This is a genomic window from Methylobacterium tarhaniae, assembly GCF_001043955.1.
Classification (GTDB): Bacteria; Pseudomonadota; Alphaproteobacteria; order Rhizobiales; family Beijerinckiaceae; genus Methylobacterium; species Methylobacterium tarhaniae.
In genome coordinates, this window is record NZ_LABZ01000331.1 from 1 (window position 1) to 3,777 (window position 3,777).

6 protein-coding genes are annotated in these 3,777 nt (G+C 73.0%); 1 reads left to right on the plus strand and 5 read right to left on the minus strand.

Going from position 1 to position 3,777, the window contains the following annotated elements; translation table 11 throughout:
• Both VQ03_RS29720 and VQ03_RS29725 read right to left on the minus strand, forming a co-directional pair.
• A partial coding sequence (locus VQ03_RS29720; protein WP_048454538.1) for a TPM domain-containing protein occupies positions 1 to 658 on the minus strand: 658 nt, incomplete at its 3' end.
• Between the two features lie 115 nt (positions 659 to 773).
• Entirely contained in the window at positions 774 to 1,379 is a 606-nt protein-coding gene (locus tag VQ03_RS29725) for a LemA family protein (protein ID WP_048454539.1), read from the minus strand.
• 304 nt (positions 1,380 to 1,683) lie between these two features.
• On the opposite strand from VQ03_RS29725, the gene VQ03_RS29730 reads away from it, so the two are divergent.
• The gene (locus tag VQ03_RS29730) at positions 1,684 to 2,538 is read left to right on the plus strand and encodes a hypothetical protein (protein WP_048454542.1); all 855 of its coding nucleotides are present in this window, start codon (positions 1,684 to 1,686) and stop codon (positions 2,536 to 2,538) included.
• Between the two features lie 9 nt (positions 2,539 to 2,547).
• Here VQ03_RS29730 and VQ03_RS29735 read toward each other — a convergent pair whose 3' ends face one another.
• The 3 genes from VQ03_RS29735 to VQ03_RS34085 form a co-directional block, all read right to left on the minus strand.
• Positions 2,548 to 2,832, minus strand: coding sequence for a hypothetical protein (locus VQ03_RS29735; RefSeq protein ID WP_425350113.1), 285 nt, complete (start codon positions 2,830 to 2,832; stop codon positions 2,548 to 2,550).
• A 204-nt stretch (positions 2,833 to 3,036) separates the two neighbouring features.
• Positions 3,037 to 3,534, minus strand: a complete 498-nt coding sequence (locus VQ03_RS29740; RefSeq protein WP_048454541.1) for a peptide deformylase — start codon at positions 3,532 to 3,534, stop codon at positions 3,037 to 3,039.
• Between the two features lie 9 nt (positions 3,535 to 3,543).
• Complete coding sequence (locus VQ03_RS34085) at positions 3,544 to 3,714, minus strand: hypothetical protein (RefSeq protein ID WP_167376147.1); 171 nt, start codon at positions 3,712 to 3,714, stop codon at positions 3,544 to 3,546.
• Between the last annotated feature and the right edge of the window lie 63 nt (positions 3,715 to 3,777).

The window sequence follows — 3,777 nt, forward strand, 5'->3', positions numbered from 1 at the left end:
CTCCTGACCGGCGATGCGGCCGGCCCGGCCCGCCGCCTCCGCCGGTCAGGAGCCGGACGAGCACGAAGCCGATCACCACGAGCAGGATCATCACCAGGACCGGGTCGAGGGTGCCGCCCGAATCCTCGCGCACCTCGGCCCGGCGCTGCCACTCAGCGGCGTCGCCGGAGAGGATGCCGAGGATCCCGTCCACGCCCGCCTGGATGCCTCCGGGAAAATCCCCGGCCTTGAACTTCGGCGCCACCGCGCTCGCGATGATCACCTTGGACAGGGCATCGGTCAGCGCGCCTTCGAGGCCGTAGCCGACCTCGATCCGGACCTTGCGCTCGGCGGGCGCCACGAGGAGCAGCACGCCGTTGTTCCGCGCCCTGGTGCCGAGGCCCCAGGCGCGGAACAGGCGGTTGGAGAAATCCTCGACCGAGGTGCCCTGGAGCGACGGAACGGTGGCGACCACGACCTGGTCGGTGGTCCTGTCCTCGTGCGCCTTGAGCTTCGCCGAGAGCGCCGCCTGCTCCTCCGGCCGCAGCAGGCCGGCGCCGTCGACCACCCGGCCGGTGAGCGGCGGCAGGTCGAGGGCGGCAGCCGCGCCGGCCCAGAGGATCAGGAAGAGGGGGATCCGGAGGAGGACGAAGAGGCCGGCGCCCGGTCTCCTGCGCATCGCCCTCGGCGGCCCGGGCAGGCTTGCGTCGGCTTGCCGACGCCTCGCCCGCTCAGGTCGGTGTTCTGTCGCAGATTCGTGTCGCAAGACCGGCCACCACCTTCGCGGACTCTGCCTAGAACTTCACGTTCGGCGGGCGGCTGGCATCGGGGGTGGCGGTGAAGGCCTCCATCGGCTTGGCCTCCGGGTAGAGGGTGGAGGCGATCCAGCGGCCCGGGATGGTGCGGATCTCGGTGTTGTAGGCCTGCACCGCCTGGATGTAGTCGCGCCGCGCCACCGCGATGCGGTTCTCGGTGCCCTCGAGCTGCGATTGCAGGGCCAGGAAGTTGGCGTTCGACTTCAACTCGGGGTAGCGCTCGACGGTGACGAGGAGCCGGCCGAGCGCTCCGGAGAGCTGGTTCTGGGCGTCCTGGAACTCGCGGAACTTCTGCGGGTCGCTGACCGTCGAGGCATCGACCTTGACCGAACTCGCCTTGGCGCGGGCCTCGGTGACCTGCACCAGCACGTCCTTCTCCTGCTGGGCGTAGCCCTTCACGGTCTCGACGAGGTTGGGGATCAGGTCGGCGCGGCGCTGGTACTGGTTCTGCACCTCGCCCCAGCGCGACTTGGCGGCCTCCTCCAGGGTCGGCACCCGGTTGACCGCGTCGCAGGCCGAGAGGGTGGTGGCGAGGCTGAGCGCCAGGACGGCGAGGCGCAGGCGGCCGAGGAGGGAGGCGGTCATGGCGGCGGCGTGGCTCCTGGGGCGGGCGATGCACGGTTGGGCGGCGCCTCCCGGCGCCGCGAGCGTTGCCGTGGTCAGATAGGCGGCATTCCGCCGCGGACCAGCGGAGCGGGCGCGGGATCGGCACGAGCGCTCCCGCGCGCTTCCGGGGATTTGTGCGGCGACGCTTCGGCGTTATGCCCTGGCCGCGGCCGGTGCGGGCCGATTCGGGACCGGCATGGCGAAGCGAGCGGCCAAGGCGAAGCCAACCAAGGCGAAACACGCGAAGACGGCCAAGCCGACCCTGACGGAGCGGCTGCCGGCGATGGCGGCTGCCGCGGAGGATGGACCGGCGGGCAAGGCGCCCTCGGCCGCCGTCCCGTGGCGGGAGGCGCGCAACGCCGCCGCCCGGGCGCGGCTGGAGAAATCCCTGCCGGCCGTGTTTCCGCTCCCGGTGCTGCGTCACGCCCTGTCGCGGCCTCTGGTGCCGCCCACGCCGCGGCTCGCCGTCGAGAGTTACTGGCGCCACCACATCTTGCGGGCCGACCGGCTGGCCCGGGCGCTCGCCGCCGCGTCCGGCCAGCCCGAGGGCTGGACCTGGCGTCTCGGCATGGGGAGTCCTCCCGACACAAGGCGCCGCGGCAAGGCCGGGGAGGACCTGTCGGAGACGGCGCTCGCCGAGAAGGGCCTCGCCTTCAGCTTCCGGATGCCGCCGGCGCCGTTCCGCGAGGCGCCCTATGCCTTGGGGAAGGGGCATTGCTGCATCTGCGGCCAGCCGGTCTACCGCTTCGGCTGGCACCGCGACCTGTGGGGCACGGGCGCGCCCAACCGCAACGCCGCGTGGCACGCGGCCTGCGTCACCGCCTGGAAGTTCTGGATCGCGCCGGCCGACCACGTGAAGGAACTGAAGCGCCGCCAGGGCCATCGCTGCGCCCAGTCCGGCAAGCGGCTGCTGAGGACGGCCGAGGTCGACCACCGGGTGCCGCTCTACCGGATCTGGCGCGAGGAGCGGGCGCGGCCCTGGCCCGAGCTCCTCGGCTATTGGGGCGTGGGGAACCTCCAGGTGGTCAACCGGGCGATCCACGCCGACAAATGCGCCGCGGAAGCCGGCGAGCGGGCGAGCGTGCGGCGGAGGGCGGCCGAGCCGGGGGCCGGCGATCCGGCCGCCGGCACGGAGTGAGGGCCCGGCTCAGCGCGGGAAGAGGTGCAGCCCGTCATCCGGCAGCAGGTTGCGCGCCGGGCCGCCGGTCTGCTGGCCGCCGCCCTGCTGGTAGGCGGGCAGCTCGGGGCGGCGGTCGTTGTCGCCGCCGGTATCGTACACCCAGGGCGCAGACCACGGGGCGCGACCGCCGACGGTGCCGGTCGCGTCGATGTCGCGCGGGCCGTAGCGGTAGGCCGGGCCGGGCTGGGCGGAGGCCGCGAGCGTCGTCGCCAGCAGGGCGGCGGGGATCAGGAGAATCCGGAGGGGGCGCATCGGCATCCTTTCAGAGGGATTGGCTTTCCGAGGGACTCGTCGTCCGAGAGGTTGGGGCGAGAGGTTGGGGGCGGCCCGATTGCCGGGATAACGGCCAGGCTGGGCCCGCCGTTCCGGTGCGGCAGGGAAACGACACCCTGAGGCCGGCCCGGTTAAGGCTTCGGCCAAGGCGGCTTGACGGGCAAGGCGTCCTGACGAGGGGCGTCAGCCCCGCCGCAACTTGGCGTAACGCTTGAGCACCCGCTCGCGCTTGAGGCGCGACAGCCGCTCGATCCAGAACAGGCCGTCGAGCTGGTCGATCTCGTGCTGCAGGCAGGCGGCGGAGAAGCCTTCCTCCTCGGCCTCGTGCGCCGTGCCGTCGAGGTCGTGCCAGCGCAGCCGCACCCGGGCCGGGCGCTCGACCTCCTCGTCGACGCCGGGCATCGAGACGCTGCCCTCGCGGTGGCGGGCGGTCTCGGGCGAGGCCCAGACCAGCTCCGGGTTGACATAGACCCGCGGCGCGAGGTCGAGCGTCGTCCGGATGATCGTCAGCCGCACCGGCGCGCCGACATGCGGGCCGGTCAGGCCCAGCGCCGAGACCGAGAGCAGCGTGTCCAGGAGGTCGCCGGCGAAGGTCCGCAAGGCCTCGTCGAAGGCGGCGACCGGGGCGGCGGCCAGGCGCAGGCGTGGATCCGGATAGAGCACCAGGGGGAGGGCGGGCATCGGGGTCCTTCAGCGGGTGTGAAACGCCTCGGGCCACAGGCCGGCCCGCTCGATCCCGACGACCAGCACCACCACGGCCAGGGCCACCGCGAGCACGACCAGCAGGTTGCGGCCGGGCACGCCCCGGGCGATCAGCACGAGCACCAGCAGCAGGGAGATGACCGAGACGACGACGTCCATGGCGGGATCCTGTCTTGGGGGCGGGGGCTCTGGGAGGCTGGGCCCTGGCTCTTATAAACATCT

Coding starts and splice junctions, on each gene's coding strand:
- VQ03_RS29725 (WP_048454539.1), bottom strand. CDS start 1,379: ATGACCGCCTCCCTCCTCGGCCGCCTGCGCCTCGCCGTCCTGGCGCTC.
- VQ03_RS29730 (WP_048454542.1), top strand. CDS start 1,684: ATGGCGGCTGCCGCGGAGGATGGACCGGCGGGCAAGGCGCCCTCGGCC.
- VQ03_RS29735 (WP_425350113.1), bottom strand. CDS start 2,832: ATGCGCCCCCTCCGGATTCTCCTGATCCCCGCCGCCCTGCTGGCGACG.
- VQ03_RS29740 (WP_048454541.1), bottom strand. CDS start 3,534: ATGCCCGCCCTCCCCCTGGTGCTCTATCCGGATCCACGCCTGCGCCTG.
- VQ03_RS34085 (WP_167376147.1), bottom strand. CDS start 3,714: ATGGACGTCGTCGTCTCGGTCATCTCCCTGCTGCTGGTGCTCGTGCTG.